This window comes from Helicobacter pylori (genome assembly GCF_021062735.1).
GTDB classification, from domain to species: Bacteria; Campylobacterota; Campylobacteria; order Campylobacterales; family Helicobacteraceae; genus Helicobacter; species Helicobacter pylori_DN.
Genome location: NZ_JAHXLB010000007.1, coordinates 38756 through 58924, shown reverse-complemented (window position 1 = coordinate 58924; position 20169 = coordinate 38756). Strand labels below are relative to the sequence as shown.

The window sequence follows — 20169 nt, the reverse complement described above, 5'->3', positions numbered from 1 at the left end:
AGTTTTAAATTTTTAGAATAAGGAAAAATAGTGCCTACTATCAATCAGTTGATTAGAAAAGAAAGGAAAAAGGTGGTTAAAAAAACGAAATCACCTGCATTAGTGGAATGCCCTCAAAGAAGAGGGGTTTGTACTAGGGTTTATACGACTACCCCTAAAAAGCCTAACTCGGCTTTAAGAAAGGTCGCTAAGGTCCGTTTGACCAGTAAATTTGAAGTGATCAGTTACATCCCTGGTGAAGGGCATAACTTGCAAGAACACTCCATTGTGTTAGTGCGTGGGGGTAGGGTTAAGGATTTGCCCGGTGTGAAATACCACATCGTTCGTGGTGCTTTAGACACTGCAGGGGTTAATAAAAGAACGGTTTCACGCTCTAAATATGGGACTAAAAAAGCTAAAGCGACCGACAAGAAAACAACAGACAACAAGAAAAAATAAGAGGAAAACAAAAACATGAGAAGAAGAAAAGCACCCGTTAGGGAGGTTTTGGGCGATCCTGTTTATGGGAACAAAGTGGTTACCAAGTTTATCAATAAGATGATGTTCGACGGCAAGAAAAGCGTGGCGGAAAAAATCATCTACAAAGCTTTTAATAAGATTGAAGAAAAAAGCGGTGAAAAAGGGATTGAAGTGTTTGAAAAGGCCCTAGAAAGAGTGCGTCCTTTAGTGGAAGTGCGCAGCAGAAGAGTGGGTGGGGCTACCTATCAAGTGCCGGTAGAAGTGAGGGCGAGCCGCCAGCAGTCGCTATCTATCCGTTGGATTTTAGAAGCAACCAGAAAACGCAATGAAAGAATGATGGTGGATAGATTGGCTAACGAGCTTATGGATGCGGCTAGCGATAAGGGTGCGGCTTTTAAGAAAAAAGAAGATGTGCATAAAATGGCAGAAGCGAATAAAGCGTTCGCGCACTACCGCTGGTAATTGGAGTTAGAATGGCTAGAAAAACCCCATTAAATAGGATCAGGAATATCGGTATCGCCGCTCACATTGATGCCGGGAAAACCACCACTTCTGAAAGGATTTTATTCTATACAGGCGTGAGTCATAAGATTGGCGAAGTGCATGACGGCGCGGCGACAATGGATTGGATGGAGCAAGAAAAAGAAAGAGGGATCACTATCACTTCTGCAGCAACGACTTGTTTTTGGAAGGATCACCAAATCAATTTGATTGACACTCCAGGGCATGTGGATTTCACTATTGAAGTAGAACGATCCATGCGCGTGCTAGATGGCGCGGTTTCGGTGTTTTGCTCAGTTGGGGGCGTGCAGCCTCAAAGCGAGACCGTGTGGCGTCAAGCGAACAAATACGGCGTGCCTAGAATTGTTTTTGTCAATAAAATGGATAGGATTGGGGCGAATTTCTATAATGTAGAAAACCAGATTAAGCTTCGCTTGAAAGCTAATCCTGTGCCTATTAATATCCCTATTGGGGCTGAAGACACTTTCATTGGCGTGATTGATTTAGTCCAAATGAAAGCGATTGTTTGGAATAATGAAACCATGGGAGCCAAATACGATGTGGAAGAAATCCCTAGCGATTTGTTAGAAAAGGCTAAACAATACCGAGAAAAGCTTGTAGAAGCCGTAGCTGAGCAAGATGAAGCCTTAATGGAAAAGTATTTAGGCGGTGAGGAATTAAGCGTTGAAGAAATCAAAAAAGGCATTAAAACAGGTTGTTTGAACATGAGCCTTGTCCCTATGCTTTGTGGTTCTTCTTTTAAAAATAAAGGCGTGCAGACTTTATTAGATGCAGTCATTGATTACTTGCCAGCACCCACAGAGGTTGTGGATATTAAGGGGATTGATCCAAAAACCGAAGAAGAAGTTTTTGTGAAATCCAGCGATGATGGCGAGTTTGCCGGTTTGGCGTTTAAAATCATGACGGATCCTTTTGTTGGCCAACTCACTTTTGTGCGCGTGTATCGTGGCAAGCTAGAGTCCGGTAGCTATGTGTATAACTCCACCAAAGATAAAAAAGAGCGCGTGGGAAGACTGCTTAAAATGCACTCCAACAAGAGAGAAGACATTAAAGAAGTTTATGCGGGTGAGATTTGTGCGTTTGTGGGCTTGAAAGACACGCTGACTGGGGACACGCTTTGCGATGAAAAGAATGCGGTTGTTCTAGAGAGGATGGAATTTCCTGAGCCAGTCATTCACATCGCTGTAGAGCCTAAAACGAAAGCAGACCAAGAAAAAATGGGCGTGGCGTTAGGCAAGCTCGCTGAAGAAGATCCAAGCTTTAGAGTGATGACTCAAGAAGAAACCGGGCAAACCCTTATTGGTGGCATGGGTGAATTGCACCTAGAAATCATCGTGGATAGGTTGAAAAGAGAATTTAAGGTGGAAGCTGAAATCGGTCAGCCGCAAGTCGCCTTTAGAGAGACTATCCGCTCAAGCGTGAGCAAAGAGCATAAATACGCTAAGCAAAGCGGTGGTCGTGGGCAATACGGGCATGTGTTTATCAAGCTTGAGCCTAAAGAGCCTGGCAGTGGGTATGAATTTGTGAATGAAATTTCTGGGGGCGTGATCCCTAAAGAATATATTCCTGCGGTGGATAAGGGTATCCAAGAAGCGATGCAAAATGGCGTTTTGGCAGGCTATCCGGTGGTGGATTTTAAAGTTACCCTTTATGATGGGAGCTACCATGATGTGGATTCTTCAGAAATGGCGTTTAAAATCGCTGGCTCTATGGCGTTTAAAGAAGCGAGTCGCGCGGCTAACCCGGTTTTACTAGAGCCTATGATGAAAGTGGAAGTGGAAGTCCCTGAAGAATACATGGGCGATGTGATTGGCGATTTGAATAGAAGAAGAGGGCAAATCAATTCTATGGACGACCGATTAGGCTTGAAAATCGTGAACGCTTTTGTGCCGTTGGTGGAAATGTTTGGCTATTCCACAGATTTACGATCAGCCACTCAAGGGCGTGGGACTTACTCTATGGAGTTTGATCATTATGGCGAAGTGCCTAGCAATATCGCTAAGGAAATTGTAGAAAAGCGCAAAGGCTGATTTTGTCATAACGCTCTCTTGTGAGAGGGTGTTGTAGGTGCTATTTAAACTTTTTTCTTTTGGATTTAAAAAGACTTCTTGAGTGTTTTTATCTCTTTTTATCTCTTTTAATGACCTTTTTTAGTTTGCTTATGAAATTGATTTTTGACTCTATTCTTGTCAAATAGGAGTAATTAAAACTTTTTAATTTTTTAAAAAATGGGATTTTGGTTGCTTTGTTTTATGGTAAAGTTCATTTTCTTGAGTTTATTTAAGACTTATTTTTTAGGGGATAGAGGGTATTTTGAAATAACTTTTCCCCCTAACACCCGTAAGAGCACACTATAAGAAATTCCGCTTGACTAATAACAAGCTTTTTTATATTCAACCTTAAAAAACGCTTTTGAGCGTTTTTATTTTTTAAGAAAAATGGCTGATTGCTCCCAGGCGTTTTTTATATAGCAAAACGCAATCTGCAAATTTCTTTAGTGAAAATCCTATTGGTTTCTATTCATTTACTTTTGAGAAATATAATTCTCTTGCTTTTAAGATCATTACAAGGAGTTTTCGTATGAAAAAGCAAATCTTGACAGGCGTTTTATTATCAGTTTTGGCAGTGAGTTCTGCATACGCTCACAAAGATAAAAAAGACGCTAAAAAACCTAAATTTAGCACAGAATTAGTCGTGGCTCAAAACGACAAAAAAGACGCTAAAAAACCTAAATTTAGCACAGAATTAGTCGTGGCTCAAAACGACAAAAAAGACGCTAAAAAACCTAAATTTAGCACAGAATTAGTCGTGGCTCAAAACGACAAAAAAGACGCTAAAAAACCTAAATTTAGCACAGAATTAGTCGTGGCTCAAAACGACAAAAAAGACGCTAAAAAACCTAAAAACTCAGTGGCCTAATGGCTTTGACTCTAAAAAAGCGTTTTTAAAAACGCTTTTTTAGATACTATCTTACCATATTTTTTAAAACCCTTGATAGGATTTATCGCTCTTCTCACGCTTTCAAAAGTAAAGTTTATATATACAGAGTTTTATCAATATGGTTGCGTTTTTAAAAAAAAGCCCATGAAGGGCGTTAAGGCTTTTCTAAAAGGGTGTGAGCGGCTTGAAGGACTTCAAGGGGCGTGATAGATCGCATGCACAAGTGGTTTTTTTCATTCTTTAAAGGGCAAACTCGTTTCTTGCATGGCGAACAGCTTAAATGGTGGTTCAATACGATCGCTTTTTGAGCTTTATAGGGGCGAGTCTCTTTTTCATCAGTGGGGCCAAAAAGAGCGATTAAGGGGGTTTGCGCACTAGCAGCCACATGCATGGGACCGCTATCGTTAGTGATGAATAAATCTAAAATAGCGATGCGTTGTATCAATTCTTCAATGCTTGTTTTCCCGCACAGATTGTAAACGTTATGGAACAATAAGGGGTTTTTTAATGAGCCTTTGATGAGTTTTAAAATTTCTTCAGAAACGATAGCGTCTTCTTTAGCCCCAAAAAAATAAATTTCATGCCCTTCTTCTAACAAAGTAGCAGCGGCTTTGGCGTAATAAGAAGCCGGCCATCTTTTCGCACTCCCATAGCTTGCACTAGGGTTAAAGCCGATTTTTTTAGGGGTGTTTGGGGTGTGAGTGGGGAGGTTAAAGGCCAGTTTTAAGGGTAAAACGCTTTTTTGATCCAATTCTTTTTCTAAAAATTGCGAAAATAAAAAGCAATACTTTTCCACTTGATGATACTCTTTAGGGGCAGCCATTACCGCATGGCTGAGAAACAAAGAACGGAAAAATTGAGCAAAACCGATGCGAATAGGCGTTTTTGTCGCATAGAGCAAAAAAGCGGAATAGAAATGGTTGTTTAAGGTGATCGCTATATCGCAACGCCCTATTTTTTGAGCGAGTTTGTAAGTGGCTAGCAGCCTGAAAAAGGATTTTTTGGTGTCATCTGTAAAAACGGCTTCTATTTTTTCATCTTTTTTGAAAAGTTCGCAAGTGATTTGTGGGCCCACTAAGATAAAATGCGCGTTAGGGTAGTGGTTTTTAAGGGTGTAAAAAAGCGAGCTTGCCATCACCCCATCGCCTAACCAATTAGGCAAACGCAATAAAATACGCATGCGTTTGGGCGCATTTACGCTCATCAATAGCCCTTTTTTAAAGAATTTAAGCTAAAATTTTAGCATACAAATACAAGGAAATGGAATGATTACCCCTAAAGTGTTGAGCGGGTTTAAAGACCGCTTGCCTAAAGATGCGATACAAAAAGCCCAGTTGCTTTCTAAAGTTTCAGTCGTGTTTCAAAGTTTTGGTTTTGTGCCGATTGAAACCCCTCATTTGGAATACGCTCAAACGTTATTGCCTGATGCGAGCAGCGATATTCAAAAAGAAATTTATCGTTTTAAAGACCATGGGGATAGGGATGTGGCTTTAAGGTTTGATTTGACCGTGCCATTAGCCCGCTTTGTCTCTTTGCACCACCAAATATTAGGCATGCCCTTTAAACGCTACGCTATAGGCAATGTCTTTAGGGGCGAAAGGGCGCAAAAAGGGCGTTACAGGGAATTTACTCAATGCGATTTTGATTTTATAGGGAGCGAAAGCTTGGTGTGCGATGCTGAGATCGTTCAAGTGATTGTCGCTTCTTTAAAAGCCTTGGATTTAGAAGATTTTTGCATCTCTATCAACCACAGAAAAATTTTGAATGGGATATGCGAATATTTTGGCATTTCTCAAGTGAATGAAGCGCTGCGCATTGTGGATAAATTGGAAAAAATTGGCCTAAATGGGGTTGAAGAAGAATTAAAGAAAGAGTGCGATTTGAATTCAAACACCATTAAAGAGCTTTTAGAAATGGTTCAAATCAAACAGAACGATTTAAGCCATGCGGAATTTTTTGAAAAAATTGCTTATTTGAAAGACTATAATGAAAATCTGAAAAAGGGCATACAGGATTTAGAAAGGCTATACCAGTTGCTAGGGGATTTACAGATTTCTCAAAACCTGTATAAAATTGATTTTTCTATCGCTAGGGGGTTAGGGTATTATACAGGGATTGTGTATGAAACCACGCTTAATGGCATGAAGTCTTTAGGGAGCGTGTGTTCAGGGGGTCGTTACGATCATTTGACTAAAAATTTTTCTAAAGAGAATTTACAAGGGGTAGGGGCTTCTATTGGGATTGACCGATTGATTGTGGCCTTGAGTGAAATGCAATTATTAGACGAGTGCTCCACCCAAGCTAAAGTCTTAATCGCTTGCATGCATGAAGAGTATTTTTCTTATGCAAACCGCTTGGCGGAGTCTTTAAGGCAAAGCGGGATTTTTAGCGAAGTCTATCCAGAAGCTCAAAAAATCAAAAAACCCTTTTCTTATGCCAACCATAAAGGGCATGAGTTCGTGGCTGTTATTGGCGAAGAAGAATTTAAAAGCGAAACCTTAAGTTTGAAGAACATGCATTCAGGCATGCAGTTGAATTGTTTGAGTTTTTTAAAAGCCCTTGAAATCATTGGAGAAAACGATGAAGACTTATAATGTCGCCATTGTTGGGGCTAGTGGGGCAGTAGGCCAAGAGCTGATTAAGGGTTTAGAAAATTCTTCTTTCCCAATTAAAAAATTTGTCCCGCTCGCTAGCACTAGGAGCACTGGTAAAAAGATCAGAGCTTTCAATAAAGACTATGAAATTTTAGAAACCACGCATGAAATTTTTGAAAAAGAAAGAATAGACATCGCCTTTTTTAGCGCTGGGGGGAGCGTGAGCGAAGAATTTGCTACAAGCGCTGCAAAAACGGCCTTAGTGGTTGATAACACGAGCTTTTTTAGATTGCATAAAGATGTGCCTTTAGTCGTTCCTGAAATCAACGCTAAAGAAATTTTTAACGCTCCTTTAAATATCATCGCTAACCCTAATTGCTCCACCATTCAAATGACGCAAATTTTAAACCCCTTACACCTTCATTTTAAGATAAAAAGCGTTATTGTTAGCACCTATCAAGCCGTGAGTGGGGCAGGGAACAAGGGCATAGAGAGTTTAAAAAATGAATTAAAAACCGCTTTAGAACATTTGGAAAAAGACCCCGCTATTGATTTAAACCAAGTCTTGCAAGCTGGGGCTTTCCCTTACCCGATCGCTTTCAATGCGATCGCTCATATTGATACTTTTAAGGAGAATGGCTACACGAAAGAAGAGCTAAAAATGGTGCATGAAACCCATAAGATCATGGGCGTGGATTTCCCTATCAGCGCGACTTGCGTGCGCGTGCCGGTATTGAGGAGTCATAGCGAAAGTTTGAGTATCGCTTTTGAAAAAGAATTCGATCTTAAAGAAGTCTATGAAGTTTTAAAAAACGCCCCTAGCGTGGTTGTTTGCGATGATCCTAGCCGTAATCTCTACCCCACGCCCTTAAAAGCGAGCCACACGGATAGCGCCTTTATTGGACGCTTGAGGAAGGATTTGTTTGATAAGAAAACTTTGCACGGCTTTTGCGTGGCGGATCAATTGAGAGTGGGGGCAGCCACCAATGCGCTCAAAATCGCTCTGCATTACATTAAGAACGCTTGAGTTTATTCAAAGATAACAAAGATGAATGCGCATGCACTTGAATTAAGGATAAGGATCAATCTAACCCAATCTCTAAAAAAGAGCTTTAAGTTACTAGGCTTGCGATGTTAAACAAGGGTGTAATTGAATTTCTCAAGGCTTGATTGAGAGAAATGCTAATATTTGGTAGGTCAAAAGGAATGAAAGGCTTACACTCAAGCAGAGAGTGAATGTTTAGCTAGCGAGTTATTGCCTATTATTCCCTTTAAAAGGGTGTGAGTTTAAGGTATAAAGGAAAACTTGTATCAAGTTTTATTGGAATGGATTAGAAAAATCTGATTGGATTGACCCTTACAATTTTTTCAAACCAATCGTTTAATAGCGATTAAATATGACTATATATACTAATAAGATTTTGATGGGTAAGATTGTTTTTTGAAAGGATTTAAATGCCTGTTATAAGAGTTTTAGTAATGCTTGCAACAATGATGATGAAATTAGTGAAAACGGCAAAAGAAAAGAAAGTTTTTAAGAATGTGGGAGTGTCTATAATGGGGATTACTTTTTGGGAAGCGATAAAAGACTCAATAAAAAAACAAATTAAAAAAAGCGATTGGATATGTGGGAATGTTAAGACTGCGGATGATTATTTAAAAACGCATCCTAACTCATGGCTTAATTCAACAATAGGTGTAGTAACGATAACAACCATGCTTATGAATGTGTGTTTTGCTGATGACCAATCCAAAAAAGAAGTGGCTCAAGCTCAAAAGGAAGCTGAAAACGCTAGGGATAGAGCGAACAAGAGTGGGATAGAACTAGAACAAGAAGAGCAAAAGACAGAACAAGAAAAACAAAAGACAGAACAAGAAAAACAAAAGACAGAACAAGAAAAACAAAAGACAGAACAAGAAAAACAAAAGACAGAACAAGAAAAACAAAAGACAAGCAATATAGAGACTAATAATCAAATAAAAGTAGAACAAGAACAACAAAAGACAGAACAAGAAAAACAAAAGACAAGCAATATAGAGACTAATAATCAAATAAAAGTAGAACAAGAAAAACAAAAGACAGAACAAGAAAAACAAAAGACAGAACAAGAAAAACAAAAGACAAGCAATATAGAGACTAATAATCAAATAAAAGTAGAACAAGAACAACAAAAGACAAACAATACACAGAAAGATTTGGTTAAAAAAGCAGAACAAAATTGCCAAGAAAATCATAGTCAATTCTTTATTAAAAAATTAGGAATTAAGGGTGGTATTGCTATAGAAATAGAAGCTGAATGCAAAACCCCTAAACCTACAAAAACAAACCAAACCCCTATCCAGCCAAAACACCTTCCAAACTCTAAACAACCCCACTCTCAAAGAGGATCAAAAACGCAAGAGCTTATAGCTTATTTGCAAAAAGAATTAGAATCTCTGCCCTATTCACAAAAAGCTATCGCTAAACAAGTGGATTTTTATAAACCAAGTTCTATCGCTTATTTAGAACTAGACCCTAGAGATTTTAAGGTTACAGAAAAATGGCAAAAAGAAAATCTAAAAATACGCTCTAAAGCTCAAGCTAAAATGCTTGAAATGAGAAACCCACAAGCCCACCTTTCAACCTCTCAAAGCCTTTTGTTCGTTCAAAAAATATTTGCTGATATTAATAAAGAAATAGAAGCAGCGGCTAATACTGAAAAGAAAGCAGAAAAAGCGGGTTATGGTTATAGTAAAAGGATGTAGGCATAAGAAAACACCATAAAATCGTTTTTAGCTTATTTATGGTATTTTAAAAACTCTATGTTACCCAATTAGAACAGAGCCTTTTTTAAACTCCTTAGTAGGAATCCCAATCGTCTTTAGCGTTTGAGCGTTTCACAAAATACAAGCGGTTGCAATTTTTAGCAGCGTTTTATTAGAATAATTTTTATCTCCCTCTTTTATAAAGAGAGAGTTTTCATTTTAGCGGGTCTCAGCTGAGCTTTTAATAATCACGGTGTTGTAGTCAGGCTGGACGGGGCGTTGGTTAGGCGAATTTTTCATGCGTTTTTTGATTTCAGCCAATTGTTTGGCAGAGACTTCCAAAGGCTCTTCTATCACAAACCATGCCACCCCTTCTGTGCAAGGAGGAGCGGTGAGAGAGCCGTTAAAATGGTAGTAATTGATGCTTTTAGGCAAGAAAGCGTCTAATGCCACCTCTTTAAAATTTTGTTTCTTTTGAATGCCTTCTAAAATGGGATCAAGGTTGGGGTTTTCTTTCCCTTCTTCAAAACCAATCGCTAACACTAACAAACGCCCTTTAGCGTCTTTATGCACGAAATGCGCGCTCAAAGGCCTGGTTTTATTATTGATTAAAAACTCCATAGGGGCGTGGAAATGCACATTATCCAACACATAGTCATGCCCTCTATAATTGATGTGGTTAGTCGGCTCAAACGAAGCCTTTAAAGTGTGGTGGGTGAAAAAGACCGCTTTAGGTTTAGAAGCGGCGTATTTGAATTGCAAATCGGCTTTATCTTGCGTGTGGTAGTAATGCTCAATGTTGATGGGCGATTGGCTTTTACCGCTTTTGCACACTTCAAAATCTTTGTGCAATTTGTCCCAGCGGTGCGGGCCATTTTCTTTATTTTTATAATCCCATTTGGTATTTTCAGCACCTATAAGAGAAGTTGCCAGTGCTAAAGCGATCAAAAAAGTTTTTTTCATTTTAATTATCCTTTGTTCTAAAATTCTAAAACATTAAAAAGCAATGGGCTAATTCTAGCGCTCAAATTATAATGAGTGGGGTTATTAAAATGAGACTTAACCGCAAGCTCTTAACGATTTTAAATTCTGTTTTATATAGTAACAACTCCCTTAAATTAATGCGCCTATGGAGCGGAAATATTTGTTTTAACCAGCCCCCAATTTATAAGTGATTAAAATTTTTGTCTTATACTACAAGTTTTCAAATTGAATAAAATTTAACCCCTTAAGATTTAAATGATGATGACCAAACAATCGTATCAAAAGTTCGCCTTAATGCGGGTTTTTGTGTTTTCGCTTTCGGCGTTTATTTTTAACACCACGGAGTTTGTCCCTGTTGCGCTTCTATCAGACATTGCGAAAAGCTTTGAAATGGAGAGTGCAAGCGTGGGGCTAATGATCACTCTTTATGCATGGGTGGTATCTCTTGGCTCGTTGCCCTTGATGCTATTTAGCGCTAAAATTGAAAGGAAACGCTTATTGCTTTTTCTTTTTGCCCTTTTTATTCTCAGCCATATCCTTTCAGCGTTAGCGTGGAATTTTTGGGTGCTATTGGTTTCTCGTATTGGTATCGCTTTAGCCCACTCAGTGTTTTGGTCCATCACGGCTTCTTTAGTCATTCGTGTCGCGCCCATTGGCAGGAAACAGCAAGCTTTAGGGTTATTGGCACTAGGGAGTTCGTTGGCGATGATTTTAGGGTTGCCGCTTGGGAGGATCATTGGGCAAATGCTAGATTGGCGCTCCACTTTTGGCGTGATTGGGGGCGTTGCGACTCTTATAGCGTTGCTGATGTATAAATTGCTCCCGCCTTTGCCGAGTAAAAACGCAGGCACTCTATCTAGCCTTCCTGTATTAGTCAAACGACCGCTTTTAATGGGGATTTATTTGCTTGTGATCATGGTTATTTCTGGGCATTTCACCACTTATAGCTATATTGAGCCTTTTATCATTCAAATCAGCCAGTTTTCCCCTGACATTACGACGCTAATGTTGTTTGTGTTTGGGTTAGCAGGCGTGGTGGGGAGTTTTTTATTCGGCCGTTTGTATGCGAAAAATTCAAGAAAATTTATCGCTTTTGCAATGATCTTAGTCATTTGCCCGCAACTCTTGCTTTTTGTGTTTAAAAATTCAGAGTGGGTGGTTTTCTTGCAAATTTTCTTATGGGGGATTGGGATCACTTCGCTTGGGATTTCCTTGCAAATGAGGGTGTTACAGCTCGCACCAGATGCCACGGATGTTGCGAGCGCGATTTATTCGGGGAGCTATAATGTGGGGATTGGGGCAGGAGCGTTATTTGGCAGTATTGTGATCCACCAATTAGGGCTAGGGTATATTGGCTTTGTGGGTGGGGCTTTAGGGTTGTTGGCGCTGTTTTGGCTTAGATTCATTACGATAAAGTTTAAAAAAACATAAAGAGCGTTAAAAGGATTAGCCCAATTTAGCCCAATAAAGAAATCCCTTTCGCGCTAAAAACCATTTTTAAAATTTAATGATACTGCTTAAATCTAAGTGTGCTAACGGACAGATTGTCTTTCTTTTTATGTTAAAATAGAAAAATTTGTCATAAATTTTAATGTGTGGTTTAAATGCTAAAAAAAAAGATTGATTTGCATAAAGATTCTATAAGAAAGCTCTTTTTTTATTACTTTATCCCTTTAGCTTTTTCTATGATTTCACTTTCCACTTACTCTATGATAGATGGCATGTTTGTGGGCAAGAAACTGGGTAAAGAAGCTATCGCTGCGGTCAATATCGCATGGCCTATTTTTCCAGGGCTCATTGCGTATGAATTGCTTTTTGGTTTTGGGGCAGCGAGTATTGTGGGGTATTTTTTGGGTCAAAATAAAACCCATAGGGCTAGGCTTGTGTTTAGCAGCGTGTTTTATTTTGTCGCTATAAGCGTCTTTATTTTGAGCATGGCGTTATTGCCTTTTAGCGAAACTATCGCACGCCTTTTTGGGAGCAATGACGCTTTATTGAGCATGTCCAAACGCTACATTGAAATCATTTTAATGGGCGCGGTTTTTATGGTTTTGCACCCTTTGGCGGATGTTTTTGTGGTGAATGACAAACGCCCCATTTTAGCGATGGTAGCGATGCTGATTGGCTCGTTAGCGAATATCTTTTTCAATTACTTGTTTATTTTTGTTTTGGAAGTGGGGGTTCAAGGCAGTGCGATAGCCACCGTGATAGGGCATGCGATAGGGGTTTTAGTCTTAATGCAGCATTTTTTGCACAAAAAAGGGCAATTGTATTTCATCAAGCGTTTTTCTTTGTCTTCAGTCATTTCTTCAGCCAAAAGCGGCGTGCCTCAAAGCACGGCAGAATTTAGCGCTTCTGTTATGATTTTGTTGTTTAATACCGCTATCATGCACACTGCAGGGGAAAGATTTGTGAGCATGTATGGGATCGTTATGTATAATGCGATTATCTTTTTTACGACTTTATTTGCGATTTCTCAAGGCATCCAACCGATTGCGAGCTTTAGCTATGGGGCTAGAAATTTAGAGCGCGTGAAAGAGGTGTTTGTCTTTGGTTTGAAAGTAGCGTTTTGTATAGGGATTGTTTTCTATGGCGCTTATTATTTCTTAGATGAATTTTTAATCAAGCTTTATTTGCAGCCAAGCGAACAAGACCCCCTTTTTATGCAAGAGACCAAAAGAGCGATGAATATTTATTATGTTGGCTATGTTTTTTTAGGCATGACTTTGTTGTGCGCGGTGTTTTTCCAATCCATCCAACGCACTAAAAGTTCGTTTATTATCACCCTTTCGCACACGCTAGGGTTTATGGTTATTTTATTGCCGATTTTAAGCCATTTCTATGGGATTAATGGCGTTTGGGTAACTTACCCTATCGCGCAATTTTTAGCGTTTTTAGTAGCGTTAGGGGTAACTTATTGCGAAATCAAAAAAGGGGTTTTTAGCGCTTATAAAGAGAAAAACCCTATCGCTTTGAAAACTTAATCAATAAATAAGGTAAAATTAAGACATGCATGCAGAATTTTTCACTTTCGCGCTCATCATGCTTTTAATTGTGATGGCCCCTTATATGTCTAGAATCTCTCGTTTGCCTATCACGGTTGTGGAGATTTTATTTGGGTCTGTTGGGGCGTATGTGGGTTTTATTGAGCCAACCAAGGGTTTTGAAATCATGTCTGAGATTGGCTTTTTATTTTTAATGTTTTTATGCGGTTTGGAAGTGGAAATTTATTTGTTTAAAAAATTAGGGGTTTCTCTTTTAAAACGCATTTTTGCTTATCTGTTAATTTTATACACGCTTTCGTTCATCCTTACTTTTAGCCTTAATTTAGAGCCTATTTTCATGGTGATTTTCCCTATTATCAGTTTGGGCATGATCATGACTTTAGTCAAAGATTATCGTAAAGAGATTTTGTGGCTTGATTTGGTTTTGAAAGTGGGCGTTATTGGGGAATTGTTAAGCATTTTTGGTTTGGTGGTCGTGGATGGGGTGTATTCGCATGGTTTGGGCATGGATTTGATTAAAGATTTAGGCATTCTCATTGTTTTTTTAATCTTAATTATCGTGGCGTTTCAAATCTTTAAGACTTTGTTTTGGTGGTTCCCGCATTTAAAGCTTTTTGTGATGCCTAAAAGCAGTCAGTTTAACCAGGATGTGCGTTTTTCGCTCATGCTCTTTTTTTCACTGGTTGCGATCGTGGTGTGGCTCAAAATAGAAATGGTTTTAGGGGCGTTTCTAGCAGGGTTAGTCGTTTCTACTTTTTTCCCTCATAAATCAGAATTGATCCACAAGCTCAATGATGTGGGGTTTGGGTTTCTTGTGCCTTTGTTTTTCATCCATGTAGGATCTACTTTAGACTTAAAATTAGTGTTTTTAAACCCGCATTTGATTCTCCAAGGGATATTGATTGTCATAGCGATGTTGAGTTTGCACTTAATCACTTCAACCTTATTGTGGCGTAAATACTTTAAAGAAGCTAAGCATTTATTTTCATTCGCTTTAGGGGCTTCTATGCCTTTAACTTTTTTAGTAACCACCGCAGCAGTAGGCTTAAAAGCGCAAGCGATCTCACAAAACACCTACTACGCATTGCTCATGGCGGCTATTTTTGAAGGGGTATTATTCACGATTGCGATCAAAATACTCAACAAAAAAGCCTAAATGAAAGCTTAAGCGTCTAAATACTTAGCGTCGCTAAAGCTGTTCGCTTGAACATTGTTGAATGCGTTTTCTAAGCTGTCAAAGAAATGAGGGTGCAAGTTTTGCATTTCTTTTAAGAAATTTTTAGTGGCTAATCGCGCGATAGGGGGCTTATCAGAGGTGGGCTGCTTGGCTGGGCAGTTGCAATCAGGAGCAACCGGGATATTTTGAGAAGTGACAAAATGAATGCTGCTGGCTTCTCGAACTTTAATCAAAGGGCGGATCACCAATAAGCCGTTTTCAGCCCTATAAATGGGGGGCATGCTCCTCAAACTCCCGTTATAAGTGAAATTCATAAAAAAGCTCTCTACAGCGTCATCTAAATGGTGCGCGATAGCGACTTTATTATAGCCTTCTTCTAAAGCTTTAGAATACAAAGTCCCTCTCCTCAAACGAGAACAAAACGAACAAAATGAGCTTTTTTCACGGCGTTTTTCGTTGATGGTGGCAGCGATTTGGGTGTAAATGATCTCATGCTCAATGCCTTGCTCTTGGCACAAATCGCTCAACCATTTCAAATCTTCGCCCAAACCATAATGCACGGTAACCGCTTTAAAATCAAATTTGAAAGGGGCATGTTTTTGCATCCTGGCTAAGATGCACGCAAGCATGATAGAATCCTTGCCCCCACTCAATCCTAATAAGACTTTATCGCCTTCTTCTATGAGTTTGTAAGTGGCGTTTGTCTTGCCTACAATGTGTAAGACTTTTTTGGAAATTTCATAGGCCATTTTTGATCCTTGATTGTTTTATTTTCTAAAGTTTCGCGCTAAGCGAATGATTTCTTCTTCACTAATGTGATCGGAATTATATTTCACAATAATGATTTCTTCGCTAATATTGACATACCATTCAATAATTTTATCTCCTAAAGTTTCAAATTGTTCCTCATTATAAGCGTCTAAGGGGAAATAGACATTTTTTTGCTTGGAAGGGTTATGGAGTAAAAAGAGCGATAGTCCCCAAATAAGCCCTAAAGCTACAACGATTAAGCTTGTGTTAGAAACGCCTAAATGATGATAACTCAACCCTCCGCTCACGCCCCCAACAAAGCTCCCTAAATAGCCAAAAGTAGTGAATTGCCCTAAAACCTTGCCTTTTTCGTTTGCTTTAGCGAATTTAGACGCTAAAGATTGCATGATAGGCTCTAAGGTGGCAAAGCCAATAAAGAAAAACGCCACCCCAACAATAAAAAGCCATAAATATTTCCCTAAAAAGCTAGAGTCGGCTAAAAACAAGCACAAATAACTCATAATAAACAACAACACGCCAGAAAGCATCACCCCTTTAGGCTTGTTGTATTTTTCAGCCATAACGCTCGCTATTCCCATGCTTAAAACCCCTAATAAGGCTCCAGGCACATACACCAAGATCAAAAAACTTTCATCTTTATGAAATTCATTCACTAAGGCTAAAGGGATTAATACAAAAATAAGCGTCATGAACGCTTTTTCAAAAAAAGAGCTTAGATACAAAAGATACAAGGCTTTAGAGTTGGGTTGATAAGCTTTTATGTTTTTGATTTGGTAAGAAATTTTAGGGGCGTCTTTGACTTTTAAAAGCATCAACAAACTCAATAAGGTTAAGATCGCCGTGAGTAAAAAGAGCCATTTTGCCCCCCCAAAAAATGCCACAACCCCAGGGCCAATCGCCATGCTTATGGTGAAGCTAATGAAAATAAACGCTCCCATGATGGCCATGGCTTTGGTGCGCTCTTCTTCTTTCACTTCATCAGCCACCATCGCGCTAACAACCCCCCCTAAAGCCCCCATGCCTTGAATGAAGCGCCCGATAACGAGCGTAATAATATCATTCGCTATAAAGCACACTAACGAGCCAGCTAAAAACAACAGCAAGCACACCATAACGACCACTTTACGGCCTATCTTATCGCTAAGAATGCCCATGGGGGTTTGAAAAACAATTTGCGTGAGATACGCTCCGCCCACAGCCAACCCCACGAGTAAGGGACTGCTTGAATGGAAACTATCCGCATACAAACTAATGACCGGCAAAACAATAAAAAGCCCCAAAAACCGCAACGACGACACTAACGCTAATGGAAAAATTTTCTTAAACATGCGGGTTATTTTACAAGAAAATATCTAATTTTTATCATTAATTTAGGAAAGTAGGATTGATAATAAAAGTTTAATTTTAATGGATTTTTAAGAAAATTTTTTGTATAATCTCATTCTTTTATTTTTTGTCAAGGTAGCTCAGCTGGTTTAGAGCGCTGGTCTCATAAGCCGGAGGTCGGGGGTTCAAGTCCCCCTCTTGACACCATGATTTGATTTAATCTTCATTTAATATCCGTTTAATCTTTTTTTTAGCAAAACTAAACTACAATAACCTTGCATCTTTTAATTTCTTACATTAGGGATTTGACGATGATTTTTAGCTCTCTTTTTAGTGTTGTAGGGATGGCGGTGCTTTTTCTTATTGCTTGGGTGTTTTCTAGCAATAAAAGGGCTATAAATTATCGCACGATTGTCAGCGCCTTTGTGATTCAAGTGGCTTTGGGGGCGTTGGCTTTGTATGTGCCTTTGGGTAGGGAAATGTTGCAAGGCTTAGCTAGCGGCATACAAAGCGTGATTTCTTACGGCTATGAGGGGGTGCGTTTTTTATTTGGCAATCTCGCTCCAAACGCTAAAGGCGATCAAGGGATAGGGGGGTTTATTTTTGCGATCAATGTTTTAGCGATCATTATCTTTTTTGCTAGCTTGATTTCACTTCTATATTATTTAAAAATCATGCCTTTATTTATCAATCTCATCGGTGGGGCGTTGCAAAAATGCTTAGGCACTTCTAAAGCAGAAAGCATGAGTGCAGCGGCTAATATTTTTGTAGCGCACACCGAAGCGCCCCTAGTCATTAAACCTTATTTGAAAAGCATGAGCGATTCAGAGATTTTTGCGGTCATGTGCGTGGGCATGGCTAGCGTTGCGGGGCCTGTGTTAGCCGGGTATGCGAGCATGGGCATTCCTTTGCCTTATTTGATCGCCGCTTCGTTTATGTCCGCTCCTGGGGGGTTGTTGTTCGCTAAAATCATTTACCCGCAAAACGAAGCCATTTCTAGCCATGCAGATGTTTCGGTAGAAAAGCATGTCAATGCCATAGAAGCTATCGCTAATGGGGCAAGCACAGGGCTAAATTTAGCCTTGCATGTGGGAGCGATGCTTTTAGCCTTTGTGGGGATGCTCGCGCTCATTAACGGGCTTTTAGGGGTTGTAGGGGGGTTTTTAGGCATGGAGCATTTGTCTTTAGGGGTGATTCTAGGCGCACTCTTAAAACCCTTAGCCTTTATGTTAGGCATTCCTTGGAGTCAGGCTGGGATTGCCGGAGAAATCATAGGCATTAAAATCGCGCTCAATGAATTTGTGGGCTATATGCAATTTTTGCCTTATTTGGGCGATAACCCTCCTTTAATCTTGAGCGAGAAAACTAAAGCGATCATCACTTTTGCGTTGTGCGGGTTTGCTAACTTAAGTTCAGTCGCTATGCTCATTGGAGGGCTTGGCAGTTTAGTGCCTAAAAAGAAGGATCTCATTATAAGGCTTGCTTTAAAAGCGGTGCTTGTGGGCACGCTTTCTAATTTCATGAGCGCGACTATCGCTGGGTTATTCATAGGGCTAAACGCTCATTAAAAGGATAAAACATGCAAAAAAGAGTGGTAATCTTATTATTGGATTCTTTTGGTATAGGGGCTAGCGAAGACGCTAAAGATTTTGGCGATTTGGGGGCGAACACTTTAGGCAATATCGCTAAGGCTTGTTTCAATAACCTAGCTGATTCTAACGATCGCAGTGGGGCTTTGAAACTGCCTTATTTAGAGAGTTTGGGTTTAGGGTTGAGTGCTTTAAAAGCCGCAAATGAATTGCCTTTGGGTTTCCAACCACAACCCAATTTAATAGGGGCTTACGCTTACGCGCAAGAACTTTCTAGCGCTAAGGATACGATTTCTGGGCATTGGGAGATGATGGGTGCGCCCGTTCTTTTTGAATGGGGGTATTTTAAAGACAAAAACAATTCCTTCCCTAAAGAAATTTTAGATGAAATTGCGCGTAAAACTAAGATTAAGGGCTATTTGGGGAATTGCCACGCATCAGGGACAGAAATCATTAAAGATTTAGGCGAAAAGCATTTAGAAACTTTATACCCCATTTTTTACACTTCAGCGGATTCGGTGTTTCAAATCGCTGCACATGAAGAAAAGTTTGGATTGGATAATCTTTACACTCTTTGTGAAGAAGCGTTTCACATTCTAGAGCCTTTAAAGATCGCTAGAGTGATCGCAAGGCCTTTTATTGGCGCAAATAGAGAGGATTTTAAACGCACCGCTAACCGCAAAGACTATGCGATAAAGCCCCATAAAAAATTGCTTTTTGAAAAATTCATTGAAGAAAAGCAAGGCGAAGTCATCAGCATTGGAAAAATCGCTGATATTTACGCTCATGTGGGGATCACTCAAAAGTTCAAAGCCGGTAGTTTGATGGAATTATGCGATGTTACTTTAGAGCAAGTCAAAAACGCCCCAAATAACAGCTTGATTTTTACGAATTTTGTGCATTTTGATAGCGATTATGGGCATAGGCGCGATGTTAGCGGGTATGCTAACGCTTTAGAGTATTTTGATGCGCGTTTAAAAGAGGTTTTAGACAATTTAAGGGAAAACGATTTGCTCATTCTTTGTGCCGATCATGGGTGCGATCCCAGCTTTAAAGGCACCGATCACACACGAGAATACATTCCTGTTTTGTTCTATCACAAAGATTTGCAACCAGCCTTTTTAGGCAAGAGCGAGTCGTTTGCGGATATTGGGCAGAGTATCGCTCACTTTTTGGGATTAAGCCCCCTAGATTATGGCAAAAACTTATTAAACTTTAAAGGACAACCATGACCCCTCACATCAACGCCAAAATCGGCGATTTTTATCCTCAATGCTTTTTATGCGGCGATCCCTTAAGGGTGAGCTACATTGCGAAAAAATTCTTACAAGACGCCAAAGAGATCACGAATGTGCGTAACATGCTAGGCTTTAGCGGGAAGTATAAGGGTAAGGGGATTTCTTTAATGGGGCATGGCATGGGCATTGCGTCATGCACGATTTATGTAACCGAACTCATTAAAACCTATCAGGTTAAAGAGCTTTTAAGGATTGGCACTTGCGGGGCGATTAGCCCAAAAGTTGGCTTGAAAGACATTATCATGGCCACTGGAGCTTCAACGGATTCTAAAACCAATCGGGTGCGTTTTTTAAACCACGATTTGAGCGCAACGCCTGATTTTGAATTGAGTTTAAGAGCGTATCAAACAGCAAAGCGTTTGGGTATTGATTTGAAAGTGGGTAATATTTTTTCAAGCGATTTTTTCTATTCTTTTGAAACGCATGCCTTTGATTTGATGGCCCAATACAACCACTTGGCTATTGAAATGGAAGCGGCAGGGTTATACGCCACGGCGATGGAATTGAACGCTAGGGCTTTATGCTTGTGCTCAGTCTCAGATCACTTAATCACTAAAGAAGCCTTAAGCCCTAAAGAAAGGGTAGAAAGCTTTGATAACATGATAATTTTGGCTTTAGAGATGATGACGCAATGACGATTGAAAATAAGTTTAAAGAGCAAAAACTCATTCGCTCTACTGAGTAAAATCATCAAATTTAGCTCTTTATATTATAGCTTTAGTGTGGAGATTATTTTTGACCATACTTTAAAAAACATAT

General features: G+C 39.5%; 17 protein-coding genes and 1 tRNA gene. 14 read left to right on the top strand and 4 right to left on the bottom strand.

Annotation, left to right across the window (positions count from 1 at the left end):
* Positions 1 to 30 precede the first annotated feature (30 nt).
* From rpsL to KX581_RS04265, 4 genes are all read left to right on the top strand, one after another.
* On the top strand, positions 31 to 438 hold the full coding sequence (gene rpsL, locus KX581_RS04280) for a 30S ribosomal protein S12 (RefSeq protein WP_127989717.1): 408 nt from the start codon (positions 31 to 33) through the stop codon (positions 436 to 438).
* Between the two features lie 15 nt (positions 439 to 453).
* Positions 454 to 921 (top strand): 30S ribosomal protein S7, encoded by a 468-nt coding sequence (gene rpsG / locus KX581_RS04275; protein WP_001254357.1) that lies wholly within the window; start codon positions 454 to 456, stop codon positions 919 to 921.
* An 11-nt stretch (positions 922 to 932) separates the two neighbouring features.
* A complete protein-coding gene (gene fusA / locus KX581_RS04270; protein WP_000101840.1) occupies positions 933 to 3011 on the top strand; it encodes an elongation factor G in 2079 nt (692 codons plus the stop codon).
* A gap of 550 nt (positions 3012 to 3561) precedes the next feature.
* The gene (locus tag KX581_RS04265) at positions 3562 to 3900 is read left to right on the top strand and encodes a hypothetical protein (RefSeq protein WP_000744183.1); all 339 of its coding nucleotides are present in this window, start codon (positions 3562 to 3564) and stop codon (positions 3898 to 3900) included.
* Positions 3901 to 4075: 175 nt separating this feature from the next.
* On the opposite strand, the gene waaF is transcribed toward KX581_RS04265, so the two are convergent.
* Positions 4076 to 5125 (bottom strand): lipopolysaccharide heptosyltransferase II, encoded by a 1050-nt coding sequence (waaF, locus tag KX581_RS04260; RefSeq protein ID WP_231175685.1) that lies wholly within the window; start codon positions 5123 to 5125, stop codon positions 4076 to 4078.
* Positions 5126 to 5186: 61 nt separating this feature from the next.
* Here waaF and hisS point away from each other — a divergent pair, with 61 nt between their 5' ends.
* The 3 genes from hisS to KX581_RS04245 all read left to right on the top strand — a co-directional run bounded on the left by hisS (position 5187) and on the right by KX581_RS04245 (position 9260).
* Positions 5187 to 6515 carry a histidine--tRNA ligase gene (hisS, locus tag KX581_RS04255; protein ID WP_231175684.1) on the top strand — a complete coding sequence of 443 codons (1329 nt, stop codon included), beginning with the start codon at positions 5187 to 5189 and terminating at the stop codon, positions 6513 to 6515.
* Positions 6502 to 7542, top strand: coding sequence for an aspartate-semialdehyde dehydrogenase (asd, locus tag KX581_RS04250; protein ID WP_231175683.1), 1041 nt, complete (start codon positions 6502 to 6504; stop codon positions 7540 to 7542). The genes hisS and asd overlap by 14 nt, the downstream gene beginning before the upstream one ends.
* Positions 7543 to 7970: 428 nt before the next feature.
* Positions 7971 to 9260, top strand: coding sequence for a DUF874 family protein (locus KX581_RS04245; RefSeq protein ID WP_231175682.1), 1290 nt, complete (start codon positions 7971 to 7973; stop codon positions 9258 to 9260).
* A gap of 219 nt (positions 9261 to 9479) precedes the next feature.
* Here KX581_RS04245 and KX581_RS04240 read toward each other — a convergent pair whose 3' ends face one another.
* Positions 9480 to 10223 (bottom strand): carbonic anhydrase, encoded by a 744-nt coding sequence (locus KX581_RS04240; protein ID WP_002203616.1) that lies wholly within the window; start codon positions 10221 to 10223, stop codon positions 9480 to 9482.
* A gap of 276 nt (positions 10224 to 10499) precedes the next feature.
* Here KX581_RS04240 and KX581_RS04235 point away from each other — a divergent pair, with 276 nt between their 5' ends.
* The 3 genes from KX581_RS04235 to KX581_RS04225 all read left to right on the top strand — a co-directional run bounded on the left by KX581_RS04235 (position 10500) and on the right by KX581_RS04225 (position 14405).
* Positions 10500 to 11675: a sugar transporter gene (locus KX581_RS04235; RefSeq protein WP_231175681.1), complete on the top strand. Its 1176-nt coding sequence runs from the start codon at positions 10500 to 10502 to the stop codon at positions 11673 to 11675.
* A 194-nt stretch (positions 11676 to 11869) separates the two neighbouring features.
* Positions 11870 to 13228 carry an HP1184 family multidrug efflux MATE transporter gene (locus KX581_RS04230; protein WP_231175680.1) on the top strand — a complete coding sequence of 453 codons (1359 nt, stop codon included), beginning with the start codon at positions 11870 to 11872 and terminating at the stop codon, positions 13226 to 13228.
* Positions 13229 to 13253: 25 nt separating this feature from the next.
* Positions 13254 to 14405, top strand: a complete 1152-nt coding sequence (locus tag KX581_RS04225; RefSeq protein WP_231175679.1) for a cation:proton antiporter — start codon at positions 13254 to 13256, stop codon at positions 14403 to 14405.
* Between the two features lie 8 nt (positions 14406 to 14413).
* Here the strand turns inward: KX581_RS04225 and KX581_RS04220 are convergent, their stop codons facing one another.
* Together KX581_RS04220 and KX581_RS04215 are read right to left on the bottom strand one after the other, a co-directional pair.
* On the bottom strand, positions 14414 to 15175 hold the full coding sequence (locus KX581_RS04220) for a tRNA 2-thiocytidine(32) synthetase TtcA (protein ID WP_000312892.1): 762 nt from the start codon (positions 15173 to 15175) through the stop codon (positions 14414 to 14416).
* An 18-nt stretch (positions 15176 to 15193) separates the two neighbouring features.
* A complete protein-coding gene (locus KX581_RS04215) occupies positions 15194 to 16486 on the bottom strand; it encodes an MFS transporter (RefSeq protein WP_331273824.1) in 1293 nt (430 codons plus the stop codon).
* A 166-nt stretch (positions 16487 to 16652) separates the two neighbouring features.
* On the opposite strand from KX581_RS04215, the gene KX581_RS04210 reads away from it, so the two are divergent.
* From KX581_RS04210 to deoD, 4 genes are all read left to right on the top strand, one after another.
* Positions 16653 to 16730: transfer RNA gene (locus KX581_RS04210), tRNA-Met, on the top strand.
* A gap of 104 nt (positions 16731 to 16834) precedes the next feature.
* Positions 16835 to 18091, top strand: coding sequence for a NupC/NupG family nucleoside CNT transporter (locus tag KX581_RS04205; protein WP_231175677.1), 1257 nt, complete (start codon positions 16835 to 16837; stop codon positions 18089 to 18091).
* Positions 18092 to 18102: 11 nt separating this feature from the next.
* On the top strand, positions 18103 to 19344 hold the full coding sequence (locus tag KX581_RS04200) for a phosphopentomutase (RefSeq protein ID WP_231175676.1): 1242 nt from the start codon (positions 18103 to 18105) through the stop codon (positions 19342 to 19344).
* The gene (gene deoD / locus KX581_RS04195; RefSeq protein WP_120873272.1) at positions 19341 to 20045 is read left to right on the top strand and encodes a purine-nucleoside phosphorylase; all 705 of its coding nucleotides are present in this window, start codon (positions 19341 to 19343) and stop codon (positions 20043 to 20045) included. The genes KX581_RS04200 and deoD overlap by 4 nt, the downstream gene beginning before the upstream one ends.
* Positions 20046 to 20169 lie beyond the last annotated feature (124 nt).

Bases quoted from the DNA above. Each gene is read 5' to 3' on its own strand.
- waaF (WP_231175685.1), bottom strand. From the start codon at position 5,125: ATGAGCGTAAATGCGCCCAAACGCATGCGTATTTTATTGCGTTTGCCT.
- KX581_RS04220 (WP_000312892.1), bottom strand. From the start codon at position 15,175: ATGGCCTATGAAATTTCCAAAAAAGTCTTACACATTGTAGGCAAGACA.
- KX581_RS04240 (WP_002203616.1), bottom strand. From the start codon at position 10,223: ATGAAAAAAACTTTTTTGATCGCTTTAGCACTGGCAACTTCTCTTATA.
- KX581_RS04200 (WP_231175676.1), top strand. From the start codon at position 18,103: ATGCAAAAAAGAGTGGTAATCTTATTATTGGATTCTTTTGGTATAGGG.
- asd (WP_231175683.1), top strand. From the start codon at position 6,502: ATGAAGACTTATAATGTCGCCATTGTTGGGGCTAGTGGGGCAGTAGGC.
- deoD (WP_120873272.1), top strand. From the start codon at position 19,341: ATGACCCCTCACATCAACGCCAAAATCGGCGATTTTTATCCTCAATGC.
- fusA (WP_000101840.1), top strand. From the start codon at position 933: ATGGCTAGAAAAACCCCATTAAATAGGATCAGGAATATCGGTATCGCC.
- KX581_RS04265 (WP_000744183.1), top strand. From the start codon at position 3,562: ATGAAAAAGCAAATCTTGACAGGCGTTTTATTATCAGTTTTGGCAGTG.
- hisS (WP_231175684.1), top strand. From the start codon at position 5,187: ATGATTACCCCTAAAGTGTTGAGCGGGTTTAAAGACCGCTTGCCTAAA.
- KX581_RS04225 (WP_231175679.1), top strand. From the start codon at position 13,254: ATGCATGCAGAATTTTTCACTTTCGCGCTCATCATGCTTTTAATTGTG.
- KX581_RS04205 (WP_231175677.1), top strand. From the start codon at position 16,835: ATGATTTTTAGCTCTCTTTTTAGTGTTGTAGGGATGGCGGTGCTTTTT.
- rpsG (WP_001254357.1), top strand. From the start codon at position 454: ATGAGAAGAAGAAAAGCACCCGTTAGGGAGGTTTTGGGCGATCCTGTT.
- KX581_RS04235 (WP_231175681.1), top strand. From the start codon at position 10,500: ATGATGATGACCAAACAATCGTATCAAAAGTTCGCCTTAATGCGGGTT.
- KX581_RS04245 (WP_231175682.1), top strand. From the start codon at position 7,971: ATGCCTGTTATAAGAGTTTTAGTAATGCTTGCAACAATGATGATGAAA.